The sequence below is a fragment of the Profundibacter sp. genome, from assembly GCF_056498605.1.
On the sequence record NZ_JBSMEZ010000126.1, the window covers coordinates 18,253 to 34,455 of the forward strand.

15 protein-coding genes are annotated in these 16,203 nt (G+C 57.1%); 4 read left to right on the top strand and 11 right to left on the bottom strand.

The genetic code is table 11. The features are described 5' to 3' along the window. Nucleotides 1-29: 29 nt before the first annotated feature. The 10 genes from ACWB12_RS12745 to ACWB12_RS12790 all read right to left on the bottom strand — a co-directional run bounded on the left by ACWB12_RS12745 (nucleotide 30) and on the right by ACWB12_RS12790 (nucleotide 9,959). Complete coding sequence (locus tag ACWB12_RS12745) at nucleotides 30-716, bottom strand: HAD-IA family hydrolase (RefSeq protein ID WP_479530482.1); 687 nt, start codon at nucleotides 714-716, stop codon at nucleotides 30-32. Nucleotides 717-718: 2 nt separating this feature from the next. Continuing rightward, nucleotides 719-1,363 carry a phosphoglycolate phosphatase gene (gene gph, locus ACWB12_RS12750; RefSeq protein WP_479530468.1) on the bottom strand — a complete coding sequence of 215 codons (645 nt, stop codon included), beginning with the start codon at nucleotides 1,361-1,363 and terminating at the stop codon, nucleotides 719-721. Continuing rightward, entirely contained in the window at nucleotides 1,360-1,902 is a 543-nt protein-coding gene (locus ACWB12_RS12755) for a thioredoxin family protein (RefSeq protein ID WP_479530469.1), read from the bottom strand. The genes gph and ACWB12_RS12755 overlap by 4 nt, the downstream gene beginning before the upstream one ends. Nucleotides 1,903-1,994: 92 nt before the next feature. Beyond that, entirely contained in the window at nucleotides 1,995-2,684 is a 690-nt protein-coding gene (gene rpe, locus ACWB12_RS12760; RefSeq protein WP_479530470.1) for a ribulose-phosphate 3-epimerase, read from the bottom strand. A 99-nt stretch (nucleotides 2,685-2,783) separates the two neighbouring features. Next, entirely contained in the window at nucleotides 2,784-3,848 is a 1,065-nt protein-coding gene (gene fba, locus ACWB12_RS12765) for a class II fructose-bisphosphate aldolase (RefSeq protein WP_479530471.1), read from the bottom strand. A gap of 18 nt (nucleotides 3,849-3,866) precedes the next feature. Then, a complete protein-coding gene (locus ACWB12_RS12770; RefSeq protein WP_479530472.1) occupies nucleotides 3,867-5,072 on the bottom strand; it encodes a phosphoglycerate kinase in 1,206 nt (401 codons plus the stop codon). After that, nucleotides 5,072-6,073: a type I glyceraldehyde-3-phosphate dehydrogenase gene (gap, locus tag ACWB12_RS12775; protein WP_479530473.1), complete on the bottom strand. Its 1,002-nt coding sequence runs from the start codon at nucleotides 6,071-6,073 to the stop codon at nucleotides 5,072-5,074. Before gap ends, ACWB12_RS12770 begins: the two co-directional genes overlap by 1 nt. A 13-nt stretch (nucleotides 6,074-6,086) precedes the next feature. Beyond that, nucleotides 6,087-8,051 carry a transketolase gene (tkt, locus tag ACWB12_RS12780; RefSeq protein WP_479530474.1) on the bottom strand — a complete coding sequence of 655 codons (1,965 nt, stop codon included), beginning with the start codon at nucleotides 8,049-8,051 and terminating at the stop codon, nucleotides 6,087-6,089. A 15-nt stretch (nucleotides 8,052-8,066) separates the two neighbouring features. Beyond that, entirely contained in the window at nucleotides 8,067-8,939 is an 873-nt protein-coding gene (locus tag ACWB12_RS12785; protein WP_479530475.1) for a phosphoribulokinase, read from the bottom strand. A 12-nt stretch (nucleotides 8,940-8,951) separates the two neighbouring features. Beyond that, a complete protein-coding gene (locus ACWB12_RS12790; protein ID WP_479530476.1) occupies nucleotides 8,952-9,959 on the bottom strand; it encodes a class 1 fructose-bisphosphatase in 1,008 nt (335 codons plus the stop codon). 104 nt (nucleotides 9,960-10,063) lie between these two features. Here ACWB12_RS12790 and cbbR point away from each other — a divergent pair, with 104 nt between their 5' ends. Further along, a complete protein-coding gene (gene cbbR, locus ACWB12_RS12795) occupies nucleotides 10,064-10,987 on the top strand; it encodes a LysR family regulator CbbR (protein ID WP_479530477.1) in 924 nt (307 codons plus the stop codon). Between the two features lie 28 nt (nucleotides 10,988-11,015). Here cbbR and ACWB12_RS12800 read toward each other — a convergent pair whose 3' ends face one another. Then, nucleotides 11,016-11,408, bottom strand: a complete 393-nt coding sequence (locus tag ACWB12_RS12800) for a RidA family protein (protein ID WP_479530478.1) — start codon at nucleotides 11,406-11,408, stop codon at nucleotides 11,016-11,018. 105 nt (nucleotides 11,409-11,513) lie between these two features. On the opposite strand from ACWB12_RS12800, the gene ACWB12_RS12805 reads away from it, so the two are divergent. Genes ACWB12_RS12805 through ACWB12_RS12815 form a run of 3 tightly spaced genes read left to right on the top strand, consistent with a single transcriptional unit; the run spans nucleotide 11,514 to nucleotide 15,480 of the window. Continuing rightward, a complete protein-coding gene (locus ACWB12_RS12805; protein WP_479530479.1) occupies nucleotides 11,514-12,704 on the top strand; it encodes a CaiB/BaiF CoA transferase family protein in 1,191 nt (396 codons plus the stop codon). Beyond that, complete coding sequence (gene acdA, locus ACWB12_RS12810) at nucleotides 12,686-13,891, top strand: 3-sulfinopropanoyl-CoA desulfinase (protein WP_479530480.1); 1,206 nt, start codon at nucleotides 12,686-12,688, stop codon at nucleotides 13,889-13,891. Before ACWB12_RS12805 ends, acdA begins: the two co-directional genes overlap by 19 nt. Beyond that, nucleotides 13,888-15,480, top strand: coding sequence for a thiamine pyrophosphate-binding protein (locus ACWB12_RS12815; protein ID WP_479530481.1), 1,593 nt, complete (start codon nucleotides 13,888-13,890; stop codon nucleotides 15,478-15,480). Before acdA ends, ACWB12_RS12815 begins: the two co-directional genes overlap by 4 nt. Nucleotides 15,481-16,203 lie beyond the last annotated feature (723 nt).

Genomic DNA, 16,203 nt, shown 5'->3' on the forward strand with positions numbered 1-16,203 from the left:
GATATTTATGGAACGAAAATGTGGGAGTGTTAGATCAATTCCGAGGGCAGGTTTTTGACCTCTAGTGTCGGAATCACCCAGTTTGCATCGCTGAAATCATCCGCGTCAGTGTAGGCCGAGGGGGTGACCAGCACGGGCAGATTTGCGCCCAGAGCGGAAAGCACACCATTGCGGCTATCCTCGAATGCGATACAGGCGTCAGCAGGTAGGTCCAACTGGTCAAGCGCCAGCAGGAACACGTCGGGGGCGGGTTTTTTCTGTTTCACCATGTCGCCAGCGGCCACGTGATCGAACACCTCTAACGCGGGTTTGCCCCAGCAGCATTGGCACAGCGCTTCGACGTTCGGGATGTTGGTGGTGGTGGCAACGGCGACCTTCAGGCCACGCGCACGCGCTGCAATGATCAGGTCGGCAACCCCTTCGCGCAATTCCAGCTGTCCCGCGGCAAGGATTGCGCCGTAAGCGGCGGTTTTCTCGACGTGCAGTTTGGCGATTTCGTCGTCCGTCAGACGGCGCTCGCCTGTGGGCAAAGCTTTTTGGTGCGCGCGCATGCGTTCCTTGCCGCCGGTGGTTTTCAGCAATTGACGGTAGTCATCCACCGACCAGTTCCAATCCAGCCCCCAGGATTTGAATGTGGAATTAAACGCCGCACGGTGGGCTTCTTCAGTTTCGGCCAAGGTGCCGTCGACGTCGAAAATCAGGGCTTTTAGTGTCATGGTCACAAGTTATTGATATAGGGGCCAAGGGCCGCGAAATCGTCAAAGGCAAAGGCGTGGGGGAGTTCGGCCACGGGAGTTTTGCGATACCCCTTGGTGAACAGGGCCATTGTCATTTTTGCCCGATCAGCAGTTTGCGCATCAACCTCGCTGTCACCGACATACAGGCAGCTGCGAACACCCATCAGTTTCAGGCATTCAAACAACGGTTCTGGGTTGGGTTTCTTTACCGCTAATGTGTCGCCACCGACAACAACATCAAAGAAACGTTCAATGTTCAACATGTCTAGGATCACCCGCGCGGGCGCTTCGGGTTTGTTGGTACAAACCGCCAATTTGTGACCCGCAGATTTCAGCGTTTCCAGCAGCGTCAGCAGGTTGGGGTAAACCGTGGTCAGGGTAACGGGGTCGGCGTCATAATGCACCATATAGGCCTGCACCAAACGGGCGTGCTGATCGGCGGCAATGCCAGCGTCCTTCATCGCCAGTTCAACCAAACGCGGCACCCCATTGCCGATATAACCGATCACGGTTTGCAGGCTGGGCGTTGGCGCACCTTCATCAGCCAGCATTTTCACACAAGCGGCGTGCAGGTCGGGGGCGCTGTGGATCAGTGTACCGTCGAGATCAAAAACGATAGGTGTCATGCGGTTTTCCATTTGATTGAGCAGCCCATAGAAGGCGTTTGCTCGGTTGGGCCTATGCCTGTTTCGGCGACCAGTTTCATCGCCAGATACAGATCGCGGGTCAGATCATCAGCGCCTTTGTTGCGGCCGGACGAATCCAAGCGACCACGGTATTGCAGGCCCATATCGGCGTTAAAGCCAAAGAAATCAGGTGTGCATTGGGCGTCGTATGCGCGGGCCACGGCTTGGCTTTCGTCATGCAGATAGGGGAATGGAAAGTCCTGCTTTTGCATGTTCTCGAAGCTGTCATCGGGGTATTCACCGGCGTCATTGGCATTGATCGCAATCACGCTGATGCCCAGTTTTTGCAGGTCACGCGCATCGCGCACCAGTTTATCCATGATGGAAATCACATAGGGGCAGTGATTGCAGATGAACATCACCAGCGTGCCGTTCTCGCCCTTTAGATCGTTCAGCGAATAGGTCTTGCCATCAGTGGCTGGCAGGGTGAAATCGGGCGCTGGCCAGTTGAAATCGCAGACGGGGGGGGTGACAGCCATGGTGGTTCTCCAGTTTGTTAAAACGACCTATCAGGTTTAATCTGACAGGCCGAGTTTTGGAAGGCTCGTTCGCGCGGACCTTCCGGTCGCTCCTATTGCGCAGCACTCGCTGCGTCGCGGATGGCGCGGATGTTGTTGCCATAGACTTCGGGTTTATCTACTGATCCGCCGTTGAATACGGCGGAACCGGCCACTAACACGTCTGCACCAGCCGCGGCCATCAGGGGGGCTGTTTCGGGGGTAATGCCACCATCAATTTCTATGTGGATAGGACGGTCGCCAATCAGGCTGCGCAGTTTTTTGACTTTGTCGATTTGGCTGTGGATGAATTTTTGGCCACCAAAACCGGGGTTTACGGTCATCACCACAAACATATCTATCATATCAAGCAGATACTCTATGTCGCCAATTCCCGTGCCGGGGTTCAAGGCAAGGCCGGATTTGACACCAGCATTCCGGATTGCTTGCAAGGTGCGGTGCGGATGTGTGGTCGCCTCAAGGTGGGCCGAAATATAATCGGCGCCGGCCTCTGCATAGGCGTCGATGTATTGGTCCACCGGCGCAATCATCAGATGCACGTCCATCACGGTTTTCACGTGGGGGCGGAATGCGGCCACGGCAGGCGGGCCAAAGGTCAGGTTGGGGACGAAATGGCCGTCCATGACATCGACATGGACCCAGTCACAGCCTTGGTCCTCGATGGCGCGGATTTCTTGGCCGAAGTTGGCGAAATCTGCCGAAAGGATAGAGGGGGCGATTTTGATGTTGCGGTCAAAGGACATGGTTCATTTCCTGTTTTGTTTGCGGTCTACGCGGGGGCGGAATTTTTGAAAAATTCCGGTTTGATTTCTTTCAAAGAAATCGGCCCCCCGCGTTTAGGGTCAGGCGATTTGCGGGTCAAGTGATCCGTCGGCGTAACGCTTGGCCATGTCATCCATCGGGATGACTGTCATTTTGGCGGCATTGCCTGCGGTGCCGAAGCGCTCGAACCGATCTTTGACCAGTTTTTGCATTTCTGCCATCGCTGGGATCATGAATTTGCGTGGATCGAACTCGGTCGGGTTCTCGGCTGCCACTTTGCGGAACTGTCCGGTCAGGGCCATGCGGTTATCGGTGTCGATATTCACCTTGCGCACGCCCATTTTGATGCCCTTTTCGATCTCTTCAACAGGCACACCGTATGTTTGCGGCATCTCGCCACCGTATTTGTTGATCAGGTCTTGCAGGTATTGCGGCACGGAACTTGAGCCGTGCATCACAAGGTGGGTGCTGGGCAGTTTGGCGTGGATCGCCGCGATTTGGCTCATCGCCAATGTCTCGCCCGTGGGTTTGCTCGAGAATTTGTAAGCGCCGTGCGACGTCCCACAGGCGATTGCCAGCGCGTCCACTTTGGTTCGCTTAACAAACTCAACGGCCTCATCAGGGTCGGTCAAAAGCTGCTCCATTGACAATTTGCCAACTGCGCCTGATCCGTCTTCTTCGGCAGCTTCGCCGGTTTCCAACGACCCCAACACGCCCAACTCGCCCTCGACCGAGGCGCCAACCCAATGCGCCATGCGCGAAACGCGTTCGGTGATATCGACGTTATACTCAAAATCGGCGGGGGTTTTCATGTCGGCGTGCAATGATCCATCCATCATCACCGAGGTGAAGCCGTGGCGGATAGCAGTGGAGCATGTGGCCTCGTCATTGCCGTGGTCTTGATGCATACACAGCGGAATATGCGGATACATTTCAGCCAGCGCCTGAATCATATGGCGCAGCATGATGTCGCCCGCGTATGACCGCGCACCGCGCGAGGCTTGCATGATCACCGGCGCGTCACATTCATCGGCGGCGCGCATGATCGCCAGCCCCTGTTCCATGTTGTTGATGTTGAACGCAGGCACGCCGTAATTATTTTCGGCGGCGTGATCCAGCAGTTGACGGAGTGTGATTAGTGCCATGTTGTTAAGTCCTTAAGATTAAGCTGCTTTTGCACGCGAGAGTGCGGCGAGGCCGGGCAGTTCTTTACCCTCGAGCCATTCCAGAAAGGCCCCACCAGCGGTGGAGACATAGGTGAAGTCGTCAGCGGCGTTGGCCACATTCAGGGCCGCCACCGTATCGCCGCCACCGGCGACTGATACGGCCAGACCTGCGCGGGTCATATCAGCCGCGGCACGGGCCAGCATTTTGGTCGAATGGTCAAACGGCGGGATTTCAAAGGCACCCAGCGGTCCGTTCCACAGGATGGTCTGGGCGCTGGCCAGTTCGGCCTCAAAATCACGCAGGGCTTCGGGGCCGGCGTCCAATATCATCGCGTCTTCGGGGCAGGCGTCATTGGCGACGATCTGCTTGCGGGCGTTGGCTTTGAACTCGCGGGCAACCACAACGTCACTAGGCAGCAGTAGTTTGCAGCCAGATTTGGCGGCCAGCGCGCGGATTTCGGCAACCGTGTCGACTTGGTCAGCCTCGTGCAGCGATTTACCCATTGGGGCGCCGTCGGCGAACAGGAAGGTGTTGGCCATGCCGCCGCCGATGATCACCGCGTCCAGCTTGCCGACAAGGTTTTTCAGCACCGAGATTTTGGAGGACACTTTTGCGCCACCAACAATCGCCACGGATGGGCGTTTGGGGGCCTCTAACGCTTTGGTCAAAGCTTCGACCTCGCCCAGCATCAAGGGGCCAGCAGTTGCGACCATCTGGCTGGCAATCGCTTCGGTCGAGGCATGTGCACGGTGGGCGCAGGAAAACGCGTCATTGACGTAGATGTCACCAAGGCGGGCGAATTGTGCGGCCAACGCCAGATCATTTGTCTCCTCGCCGGGCTCGAACCGCGCGTTTTCGCAAAGCAGCGCCTCGCCAGGGTTTAATGCGGCAGCAGCGGCTTCGGCATCGGGGCCAACGCAAGTGTCGCTGAACGCCACATCCACAGCCAAAGCGTCTGACAATGTCGACTGGATAGATTTGGTCGACAGATCAGGATTGCGCTGCCCTTTGGGGCGACCCAGATGGGTCAAGATAACAAGCGAAGCACCGGCGGCCAGCAGGGGGCGCATACCCTCGGCAAACCGCGTGATACGGGTGGCGTCGCTGACCGTGCCGTCATCATGAAACGGCACGTTCAGATCGGCGCGCACCACTAGGCGCTTGCCCTTCACATCCATATCGGTGATCGCAAGGATGCCCATTAGATCAGGGCTCCCATAGCGACGGCTGTGTCAGCCATGCGGTTAGAGAAACCCCATTCGTTGTCATACCACGTCAGGATGCGCACCATGTTGCCACTAACCACTTTGGTCTGGTCCATGTGGAAGATGGATGAGTGCGGATCATGGTTAAAGTCGATCGAGACATTGGGCACTTCGGTATAGCCCAGCACACCCTTCAAGCGACCATCGGCTGCGGCTTTGATCGCGGCGTTGACCTCTTCGATGGTGGTGTCACGCGACGCTTCGAATGTAAGGTCGACAACCGAAACATTCGGGGTCGGGACGCGGATCGCAACGCCATCCAGCTTGCCCGCCATTTCGGGCAGCACAAGGCCAACAGCCTTGGCAGCACCGGTCGAGGTCGGGATCATGCTGACAGCAGCGGCGCGGCCGCGATAAAGGTCGCCGTGCATGGTATCGAGCGTGGGTTGGTCGCCGGTATAGCTGTGGATTGTGGTCATGAAACCGTGGTTGATGCCGATGGCATTGTGCAGGGTTTGGGCGACAGGGGACAAGCAGTTGGTGGTGCAAGATGCGTTGGAAACGATCAGGTCATCGCCGGTCAGAGTATCATGGTTCACCCCGTAAACGATTGTTTTATCAGCATTTGCACCGGGGGCCGAGATCAGAACGCGCGACGCCCCACTGTCCAGCAGCAGTTGCGCTTTGTCCTTGGCGGTGAAAATGCCGGTGCATTCCATCGCAATGTCAACGTCGCCCCAAGGCAGATCTTTGGGGTCACGGATCGCGGTCACTTTGATCGGGCCGCGGCCAACATCGATGGTATCACCTGATACAGTGACAGTCGCGGGGAACCGACCGTGGACGGAGTCAAAGCGCAGCAAATGGGCATTGGTCTCGACCGGACCCAGATCGTTGATCGCAACGACTTCGATATCGGTTCGCCCTGATTCAACAATGGCGCGCAGAATGTTACGGCCGATGCGGCCAAAGCCGTTGATGGCTACTTTTACTGTCATGGTCTTTTCTCCCTTAAAGCAGATTTTTGGCAGCGGTTGCCACAGCGTCAGCCGTGATACCGAAATGGTTATACAGGTCGTCAATCGGGGCGGATGCGCCAAAGCCGGTCATGCCGACAAAGGCGGAATTATCGCCCAGCAGTTTGCCCCAGCTTTGCTCAATCGCGGCTTCAACCCCGACTCGCGGGGCGGTTCCCAGAACTTCGGCGCGGTAGGCTGCGTCTTGATCAGCAAACAGCTCGAAACACGGGGCGGACACCACACAAGCCTTGATGCCGTCTTTGGCCAAAGCCTCGGCGGCATTCATGGCGATTTCCACTTCGGAACCGGTGGCGATCAAGGTCACGTCACGCTCGCCTGCTGTATCGCGCAGGATGTAGGCACCTTTGGCCACCATATTGGCATCCGTGTGTTTGGTGCGCAGGGTTGGCAGGCCTTGGCGTGACAAACAGTGGATTGACGGGGTGGTGCTTGAGGTCGCGGCAATCTGCCAAGCCTCGGCCGTTTCCACCACATCGGCGGGGCGAAACACCATCAGGTTGGGCATGGCGCGCAGCGATGCGACGGTTTCCACCGGCTGGTGGGTCGGGCCGTCTTCGCCCAATCCAATACTGTCGTGGGTCATCACGTAGGATACCGGAATGCCCATCAGCGCCGACAGGCGGATCGAGCCGCGACAGTAGTCGGCAAAGGCCAGAAAGGTGCCGCCATAGGCAAAGAACCCGCCGTGTAACGCGATACCGTTCATTGCGGCGGCCATGCCGTGTTCGCGCACACCGTAATAGATGTAGCTGCCTGCGTAATTGTCGCGTGTCACGGTTTCCATGCTGGATGTTTTGGTCAGGTTTGATCCGGTCAGATCGGCTGATCCGCCAATGGTATTGGGCAGGGTGGCGTTGACCACTTCCAGCGCCATCTGGCTGGCCTTGCGGGTCGCAACCTTTGGCGCGTCAGTTGACAAACGGTGTTTATAGGCATTGATCGCGGCGTCCAGCGCGGATGCGTCCGGTGCGGCCAATGACGCGTTGAACGCTTCGGCCTTGGCGGAACCGGCCAGACGTTTATCCCAACCCAAACGCGCCTCTTTGCCGCGAGCGGCAATGGCATGCCAGTCGTCATAGACTTCGGCAGGGATTTCAAAAGGAGCGTGAGGCCAGCCCAAAGCCTCACGCGTCAGGGCAATCTCGTCGTCCCCCAAGGGGGCGCCGTGAGTGGCGGATGTGCCCTGTTTATTAGGTGACCCATAGCCAATGATGGTCTTGCAGGCGATCATCGAGGGGCGTGGGTCTTTGCGGGCCGCTTCAATGGCGGCGGCCACCGCGTCTTTGTCATGGCCATCGACGGATTGAACATGCCAACCAGCGGCCTCAAAGCGCATTTGCTGGTTCATCGATGAGGACAAATCGACCGCACCATCAATGGTGATGCTGTTGTCATCCCACATCACAACCAGACGGCCTAGGCCCATGTTTCCAGCGAAATCAATGGCTTCGTGGCTGATGCCTTCCATCAGGCAGCCATCGCCAGCGATCACATAGGTGTAGTGATCTACCAGATCATCGCCAAAACGGGCGTTGTGCATCCGTTCAGCCAGCGCCATGCCGACAGCTGTGGAAATACCCTGACCCAGCGGGCCTGTGGTGGTTTCAATCCCCATCGCGTGGCCATATTCAGGGTGGCCAGCGGTGCGGAACCCCATCTGGCGGAAGTTGCGGATCTGGTTCATGTCCATGTCGCTGTAGCCCAGCAAATGGTTGATCGAATAAACCAACATCGAGCCATGCCCCGCCGACATCACGAACCGGTCGCGGTCGGCCCATTTATCGGCAGACGGGTCAATTTTTATGAAGCGGTTGAACAGAACAGTGGCGACATCGGCCATGCCCATCGGCGCACCCGGATGGCCGGAATTGGCAGCCTGAACCGCGTCCATCGAAAGGGCGCGGATGGCGTTGGCCATGTTGGTTTCATTGGTCATAATACTGGCCCTTATCTATGCGCGTTTGGATTGGGAAAGCATGCGTTCCACCATCGGGGTAAAGATCAGCTGCATTGCCAGTTCCATCTTGCCACCGGGCACCACGATCGAATTGGCGCGGCTCATGAAACTGTCATGGATCATCGATTGCAGGTAAGGGAAATCAATGCCGCGCGGATCGCGAAAGCGGATTACCACAAGGCTTTCGTCTGCCGTCGGGATCCAGCGCGAGATCATCGGGTTCGAGGTGTCAACGATTGGCACCCGCTGGAAATTGATGTCGGTCTGGGTGAATTGCGGCATGATGCAATGCACATAGGCGTGCATCCGGCGCAAGATCGTGTCGGTCACGGCCTCGGTGGTGTAACCGCGCTGGGTTTTGTCACGGTGGATTTTCTGGATCCATTCCAGATTCACCACAGGCACAACCCCGATTGACATATCGGCGTATTTGGGCAGATCAATGCTGTCGTTTTTCACGGCCCCATGCAGACCCTCGTAAAACAGTAAATCTGTGCCGGCCTCAATGTCTTCCCAGTCGGTGAATGTGCCTGAAGCTGCGCCCAAAGCTGCACCCTCTTCGTCATTATGCACGTAATAGCGTTTTTTGCCGGTGCCGGTTTCACCATAGGATTTGAATACCGCCTCCAGTTCTTCCAGCGCGTTGGCTTCATAGCTGAAATGGCTAAAGGTGTGGTCGCCTTTGGCGTAATGCTTGTCCAGTTCGGCCTTCATCGCGGCGCGGTCATATTTGTGGAACGCATCACCCTCGATGGTGGCAGCGGTCACACCTTCACGGCGAAAAATCTGCTCGAACGTGTCTTTGACGGTTGATGTACCAGCGCCAGAGGAACCAGTGACGGAAATGATCGGATGTTTCTTGCTCATGTCATGTTTTCCTTAATCACGAAACAGGCCGCGAGAGCCAAAAAGGGCAGAGACTTCTTTGTCGGGGAGGTCATGGTAGGAGGCGAGGCGATCCACCTTGTAGGGGGTGCCAAACACAAAGGGCGTGCGGGCGTGCAGTTCTTTTGCGGTCTGGTCCAGAATGCGGTCATGTTCATTGGTGGCGTGGCCCTCGGCCTGCTCCACCAGAAACGCCATTGGCGCACATTCATACAGCATCCGTAGGCGGCCAGCGCCGTATCCTTCACGGTCATCGGTCGGATACAGGAATATGCCGCCGCGGGTCAGGATACGGTGGGTTTCGGCCACCAGTGACGCGACCCAGCGCATGTTGAAATTGCGCTCATGGACCCCCTCGGCCCCCGCGATGCAGTCGTCAATATAGGCGCGCACGGGTTTGGACCAATGGCGGTAGTTCGAGGCATTGATCGCGTATTCATTGGATTCTTTGGGCACGACTACATGATCATTGGCCATCTCATAGCGGCCAGTGTCAGGGCTTAGGATATAGAACTGGGTGCCGTCGCCAAAGGTCACCATCAGGCCGGTTTGTGGCCCGAAAATAATGTAGCCCGCCGCGATTTGCTCATGGGCGGGGCGCAGGAAACTTTCATCCGCCCCATCCTTGGCCTCGAATATCGAAAAGATCGTGCCGATAGAGACATTCACATCAATGTTGGAGGAGCCATCCAGCGGGTCAATCGCCAGCGCGTATTTGCCCTTGGGGTCCAGCTCGACCACGACCTCTTGCTCCTCGGAGGCATACCAGCGCACACCCAGTGATTTCAGTGCCTCGGCAAAAGCCTCGTCTGCCATCACATCCAGTGCTTTTTGCTGGTCGCCATCGGTGTTTTCACCAACATTTCCGCCCAGTGTTTGGCCCAGCGAGCCGCGTGCGATGGTTTTGGCAAGGTCGGCCCCGACAGTGCAAAGCCCGTTGATCAGAGGATATAAATCCGCCGGAATCTGGCCGTTTCCGATGATACTTCCGTCTGGCTGCATAATAATCCCCCGATTCTGGCGCGTTTTCGGTATTTTTATTAGCATTCCATAAGTTGAATGATTATAGAATTTAATAATATCGAAGTTGAGATTAAGGAAATTTAATGGCAAAGCTGGATGCGATAACTTTCAAACAGTTACGGGCCATACGCGCCGTGGCCGAGCAGGGAACTTTATCTGCTGCCGCCGAGTCAGTGGGGCTCACGCCGCCGGCAATCCACACCCAGTTGCGGATTCTGGAAGAAAACCTGCAATGTCGGCTGGTGGATCGGGGCGGCGCACTTGGGGCGCGGTTGACTGCTGAAGGGCAGGCGGTTCTGGATGCACAATTCACCATTCAGAACGCGCTGGAGGGGTGTTTGCAACAGGTGCGGGCACTGCGCGACGGACAAAGCGGTGTCGTGGTGCTGGGCGTGGTATCGACCGGTAAATATTTCGCACCCAGTCTGGTGGCAATGTTGCAGCAGCATTACCCTGATATTGACGTGGTGCTGCGGGTTGGCAACCGCGACATGATTGTGCGCGCCTTGCAACAGCAGTCGATTGATCTGGCCATCATGGGGCGGCCGCCACGCGCGCCTGCTGTGTTATTGGAACAGATCGGTAGCCACCCGCATGTGATGATCGCCGCCCCTGACCACCCATTGGCGGGCAAGGCCAATATCAGCCCCGAGGATTTGCTGTCAGAAACATTCATCGCCCGCGAAGACGGGTCAGGCACCCGTATTCTGATGATCCGCTATCTGGACCGGATTGGCGACGGGACCACATACCGGTTCATTGAAATGGGCACCAACGAGACCATCAAACAGGCGGTGATTGCGGGGTTAGGTATCGCGATGATCTCGCTCCATACGGTGACAGAGGAATTGAAATCGGGCCGTCTGGTGACGATCGAACCCGAGGGGCTGCCGATAGAGCGCAAATGGTATTTACTACAGCGCGAGGATTTGACGGTGACACCGGCGATTGCCACGGTGCACGGGTTTATTTCGGATTTGCAGGGATCGTTTTTGCCAACGCTTTAGGGCAAAAAGCTCATCAAGCCTTACGGCTTTACTCGCTGCTGTTGGCAACCACCCGAATTTCAACAATCGCGCCGTCGCGCCGCAAGCCTGCAACCTCAACGGCTGTCCATGCCGGATAGGGTTCCTGAACGTATTCGGCACGGACCGAGGCGAACAGATCAAAGTGATCGCCGATGCCGACATGATAGCTTGTCATCTCGACAATCGCCCCAAACGTCAGGTCTGCGTGGCGCAGCACCAGCCCGATCTTGTCAAAGGCATTTCTGATCTGGGATTCTGGATCATCCGGCATCTGCCCGTCTGCACCCGCCCCCGTGACGCCTGTCAGAAAGACGTGGTTGCCAGAAACGATCGCCGGTGACAGTTTTAGCTGTTCAGCCGCTGATCTAAATTGCGGCGGTATGATTGGGCGTTTGGTCATTACATCGCCTCGCCCGCGCTATGGGCATGAATTCCATTGCCCCCTATATAAACACAGGCATAGAGTTGGGCAAAGGCGAGTCATCTGGATAAAGGATTTTTAGAAGTGGCATCGAAAAACACCGGCCCACTGGCGGGCCTTCGCATTCTGGACATGACACGCATTCTGGCGGGGCCTTATGCCACGCAATTGCTGGGTGATATGGGCGCGGATGTGATCAAGGTCGAGCGGCCTGGTGCTGGCGACGATACTCGTGCGTGGGGGCCGCCTTATGTCACGACGGCGGAGGGCGAAGCGACGCGCGAGAGCGCCTATTACATGTGCACCAATCGAAACAAGCGTAGCATTGCGGTGGATATGGCCGATCCAGACGGAGCCGAGACCTTGCGCAAACTGGCCAAAAAGGCCGATGTGGTGATCCAGAATTTCAAGGCAGGCGGGCTGACAAAATACGGGCTGGATTACGCAACGCTCTCGGTGATCAATCCGGCGCTGGTTTATTGTTCGATTTCCGGTTTCGGGCAGACCGGACCAAACGCGCATCGGGCGGGGTATGACCTGTTGGTGCAAGGGTCAGGCGGCATCATGAGCCTGACGGGCGATCCCGACGGGGTGCCGACCAAGGTGGGCGTGGGCATCGCGGATATGATGTGCGGCATGTATGCCAGCACCTCGATCTTGGCGGCGCTGCGGCATCGGGATGCGACGGGTGAGGGCCAGCACATCGACATTGCGCTGGCCGATACCCAAGTGGCATGGCTGGCCAACGAGGGGGTGAATTACCTGCTGTCGGGCGACACCCCAAAACGGCGCGGCAACCAGCACCCCAATATTGTGCCCTATCAGGTGTTTGAATGCAGTGACGGCCACGCGATTGTGGCTGTGGGCAATGACGCGCAATTCGCGCGGTTTGCAGCGTTGATCGGATTGCCGGAATTGGCGGGGGATGCGCGCTTTACTCTGAACTCGGCGCGGCTGGAAAACCGCGAGGTGTTAATTGCGCTACTGGAGGCGCGCATCCGCCAGATTGAAAAGGTGACATTGGTGGCGGATATGGAGGCCGAGGGTGTGCCGGGGGGCGAGATCAATACGCTGCCCGAGGTGTTTGCCTCGGAACAGGTGGCGGCGCGGGGCATGAAGATTTCAATGCCGCATCCGTTGGCTGCATCAGGGAGCGTTGATTTGATCGGCAATCCGGTGAAATTCAGCGCGACCCCCGTGAATTACCGCCAATCCCCGCCGCTGTGTGGCGAACATACGGATGAGGTATTGGCCGAATGGCTGGAGAAAAAATGATGTTCCAACTGACACATGAACAGCGCCAAATTCAGGGTGACGCACGGGAATTGGCCCAAGGCATGATCCGCAAGCGTGCCGCAGAAGTGGACCGCACGGAACGATACCCGTGGGACAACGTGGCGGCGTTAACCGAGGCTGGTTTCATGGGTATGTGCATTCCCAAGGAACACGGCGGGCAGGGGTGTTCATACCTTGACGCGGTGCTGGTGGTCGAGGAAATGGCCAAAGCCTGCGGCGTCACGGGCCGCATCGTGGTAGAGGGCAACATGGGTGCGATTGGCGCGATTTGTGCCTATGGCACACAGGCGCAGATTGACCGCGTCGCACCGCTGGTTTTGGCAGGGGACAAACCGGCGATTTGTATCACCGAGCCTGGGTCGGGGTCGGCGGCGACCGATATGACCACGGTGGCGGTGAAAAGGGGCGATACTTATGTGTTGAACGGCACCAAGCACTGGATCACTGGCGGCGGTGTCTCCAAGGCGCATCTGATTTTCGCCCAAGTCGAGGAAGATGGCGAGCGTTTAGGCATTGGCGGCTTTATCGCGGTGCGGGGTGAAGACGCGGGACTGGTTATCGGGCCGCGTGAGCCTGCGATGGGGCTGCGCGGCATTCCCGAAACCGAAGTGCGGCTCATAGATATGGAGATCAGTGCCGATATGGCCTTGATCCCTCCTGTCGGTATAAAACGCGGCTTTGCCGGATTGATGAACGCCTATAACGGGCAGCGGGTCGGGGCCGGAACTGTGGCGCTGGGCGTGGCTGCGGGCGCTTATGAGGCGGCTTGCGAATACCTTAAAGTGCGCGAACAGTTTGGCCGCCCGATTGCCGAGTTTCAGGGGCTGCAATGGATGGTCGCCGATATGAATGTCTCGCTTGAAGCGGCCCGCATGATGCTGTGGCGGGCGGCGATGAGCGGCGACGGGTTCCCTGATCCGCTGATGGCTGCGCAGGCGAAACTGATTGCCTCGGAAACTGCTGTGAAGGTGACGAATGACGCGCTGCAAATGCACGGGGCGGCAGGATATTCGCGCAATCTGCCGCTAGAGCGCATGGTGCGGGACGCGCGAATGTTCACCATTGGTGGCGGCACCGCGCAGATGTTGCGCAATCTGATTGCGGGCAAAGTGCTGGAAATGAAAACACCGCAAACGCGGGACGGTTATTTGCGAGGTGTGAAATGAACGCGGCGCAGGCGATAGCCGAGGGGCTGGCAACGGCTGGGTGCCGTCATGTGTTCGGGATGCCCGGTGGCGAGGTGTTGGCGCTGCTGGATGCGCTGCGGGGGGCGGGGTTGGAATTTACCCTAGTCAAACACGAGAACGCGGGTGGCTATATGGCCGAGGGCAGCTGGCATGCCACAGGTGCCCCGGGGGTGCTGATTGCTACCCTTGGACCGGGGCTAGCCAATGCGATAAACACGGTGGCCAACGCCTATCAGGAACAGGTGCCACTGATTGTGCTAAGCGGTTGTGTGACCCATGAAATGGCGGCGCAATTCACCCATCAGGTGATGGATCAATCCGCGATGATGGCCCCTGTGACCAAGGCCAGTTTGCGCATCGAGGCGGGGACGGCAGCGCAGGTGGTGCAACAGGCATTGTCGATTGCAATGGCTGACCCGATGGGGCCGGTGCATATTGATTTGCCGGATGCTCTGGCGCTGGATGAGGTGGCAGAGGTCGGGGAGCCAGCCGCGAAATTAGTGCCAAAGCAGTGGCCAGATGGCGATGATCGCCTGCGGGCAAAGAAAATACTATCCAATGCAAATAAACCTATTATTTTAGCAGGTTTGGGGGCTATTCACCATGCGGCAGGACCTTCCATTCTGGCCTTGGCCAACAAACATCAGATACCTGTTGTAACCACTTATAAATCCAAGGGAATTATACCGGAGGACCACCCTTTAGCACTGGGCGGGCACGGGTTGTCGCCGCTGTCGGACAAATCCATCCTACCGCTACTGGCGGCGTCGGATTGCGTGATTTTGGCGGGGTATGATCCGATTGAGATGAGGGCGGGCTGGATCCGGCCTTGGGCTGCCGAGAACGCGATTGAAATCATGCACGCTGCCAATGATCACGGGATGCACGGAAGTGCGGTGCAGTTCATAGGCGACGTTGGTGCGGCGGTTACGGCGCTAGGTGGGCCAAAGAGCGACGTGTGGCCGGATGGTGAGCCAGCAGCGGCTAGGATCGAATTGCAGCGGGTCTTTGCCAACCGTGAAGAATGGGGGTCGCACCAGATTTATGCGACCCTGAATGAGTGCTTGCCCAAAGACGCGGTGGTGACTGTCGATAGCGGAGCGCACCGGATTTTGCTGAGCCAGATGTGGTGTTGCAAACGACCTAATTCGTTGCTGCAATCCTCGGCGTTTTGCACCATGGGCGTCGCGGTGCCGCTGGCGATTGGCTATAAGCGCGCGGCCCCCGATACCCCGGTTGTGGCGGTGGTTGGCGATGCGGGGTTTGACATGACCACGGGCGATTTGGCGACTCTGCGGGACATGCATGCGCCGGTGGTGATCGTGGTGCCGGTGGACAATTCTTTGGCATTGATCGAGAAAAAGCAGACCATGATGCAGTTGAAAAACCACGGGGTGCAGTTTGCCGGCACTGATATTGTGGCGGTTGCGCGGGCCTATGGTGGTGTGGGCATTGTGGTGGAAAGCCGTGAGGGTTTAGAGGCGGCGGTGGAGGAGGCGCTGGCGCGGGGTACGTTCACGGTGCTGGCTTGTCCGATTGACAAGGCTGATTATGACGGGGCGTTTTAGGGCGGTATTGTGCCATGCCACATAGGATTATTGAAGTGTCCAATCGTATGATCACTGTGGTTTGAATTACCGTTAAGGCTCGGTTGGGACCCATTATAGTCTCCATCTGTGAGAAATCTTCGGGTCTTGCGCTAGAAAAATGAAAGAGTATTGGGTGCTCAGATCAGCGGCTTATCCTATACAGTAATATTCTCCTGATACTTCTTAGGAGGCTTTCGCGAACTCTTATCACTGGCCGGACTTGATAGCTCCTGCCAATTTCACTTTGCGATAGCAGAGGAGGGAAGCTGCAGTGATGGCAGTTATTTGACGGGGCTTTGATCGCGCGGGGCAATTCTTCATATTTCGGTATTGGTGGCTGTGATGTTGGCATTTTTATTCGACCTTAGGTTGCATAACCTTGTGCTACTCAGAACATTTGTCGATTGTAGGGCGACTTCATGTCTGCCGATGCCTTCTTGGTTAACAATAGATTAAGGACAGCAAGTAGACCTGCCGCTGCGAACGAAAGCAAAGTTCCGCATTGCTGCTGTTTGGAAACACTCAGTCATTAGAGCTTGATGATCCTGAAGTTGGCCAACCGCGCCCCAAGTCAAACTAGGGCCTGTTGACGTTTAGGGATTCCCATTCTGTTTAAGTTCTGATTCAATGTTGCAAACAAAAGGAGAGCAGCTTTGATACGAACGGTTTTAACAGATAATCAATGGACTTTGATTGCCCCGC

What these genes read in the sequence shown, in the direction of transcription:
- ACWB12_RS12745 (WP_479530482.1), bottom strand. Translation starts at nt 716, where the DNA reads ATGACACTAAAAGCCCTGATTTTCGACGTCGACGGCACCTTGGCCGAA.
- gph (WP_479530468.1), bottom strand. Translation starts at nt 1,363, where the DNA reads ATGACACCTATCGTTTTTGATCTCGACGGTACACTGATCCACAGCGCC.
- ACWB12_RS12755 (WP_479530469.1), bottom strand. Translation starts at nt 1,902, where the DNA reads ATGGCTGTCACCCCCCCCGTCTGCGATTTCAACTGGCCAGCGCCCGAT.
- rpe (WP_479530470.1), bottom strand. Translation starts at nt 2,684, where the DNA reads ATGTCCTTTGACCGCAACATCAAAATCGCCCCCTCTATCCTTTCGGCA.
- fba (WP_479530471.1), bottom strand. Translation starts at nt 3,848, where the DNA reads ATGGCACTAATCACACTCCGTCAACTGCTGGATCACGCCGCCGAAAAT.
- ACWB12_RS12770 (WP_479530472.1), bottom strand. Translation starts at nt 5,072, where the DNA reads ATGGGCATCCTTGCGATCACCGATATGGATGTGAAGGGCAAGCGCCTA.
- gap (WP_479530473.1), bottom strand. Translation starts at nt 6,073, where the DNA reads ATGACAGTAAAAGTAGCCATCAACGGCTTTGGCCGCATCGGCCGTAAC.
- tkt (WP_479530474.1), bottom strand. Translation starts at nt 8,051, where the DNA reads ATGACCAATGAAACCAACATGGCCAACGCCATCCGCGCCCTTTCGATG.
- ACWB12_RS12785 (WP_479530475.1), bottom strand. Translation starts at nt 8,939, where the DNA reads ATGAGCAAGAAACATCCGATCATTTCCGTCACTGGTTCCTCTGGCGCT.
- ACWB12_RS12790 (WP_479530476.1), bottom strand. Translation starts at nt 9,959, where the DNA reads ATGCAGCCAGACGGAAGTATCATCGGAAACGGCCAGATTCCGGCGGAT.
- cbbR (WP_479530477.1), top strand. Translation starts at nt 10,064, where the DNA reads ATGGCAAAGCTGGATGCGATAACTTTCAAACAGTTACGGGCCATACGC.
- ACWB12_RS12800 (WP_479530478.1), bottom strand. Translation starts at nt 11,408, where the DNA reads ATGACCAAACGCCCAATCATACCGCCGCAATTTAGATCAGCGGCTGAA.
- acdA (WP_479530480.1), top strand. Translation starts at nt 12,686, where the DNA reads ATGGCTGGAGAAAAAATGATGTTCCAACTGACACATGAACAGCGCCAA.
- ACWB12_RS12815 (WP_479530481.1), top strand. Translation starts at nt 13,888, where the DNA reads ATGAACGCGGCGCAGGCGATAGCCGAGGGGCTGGCAACGGCTGGGTGC.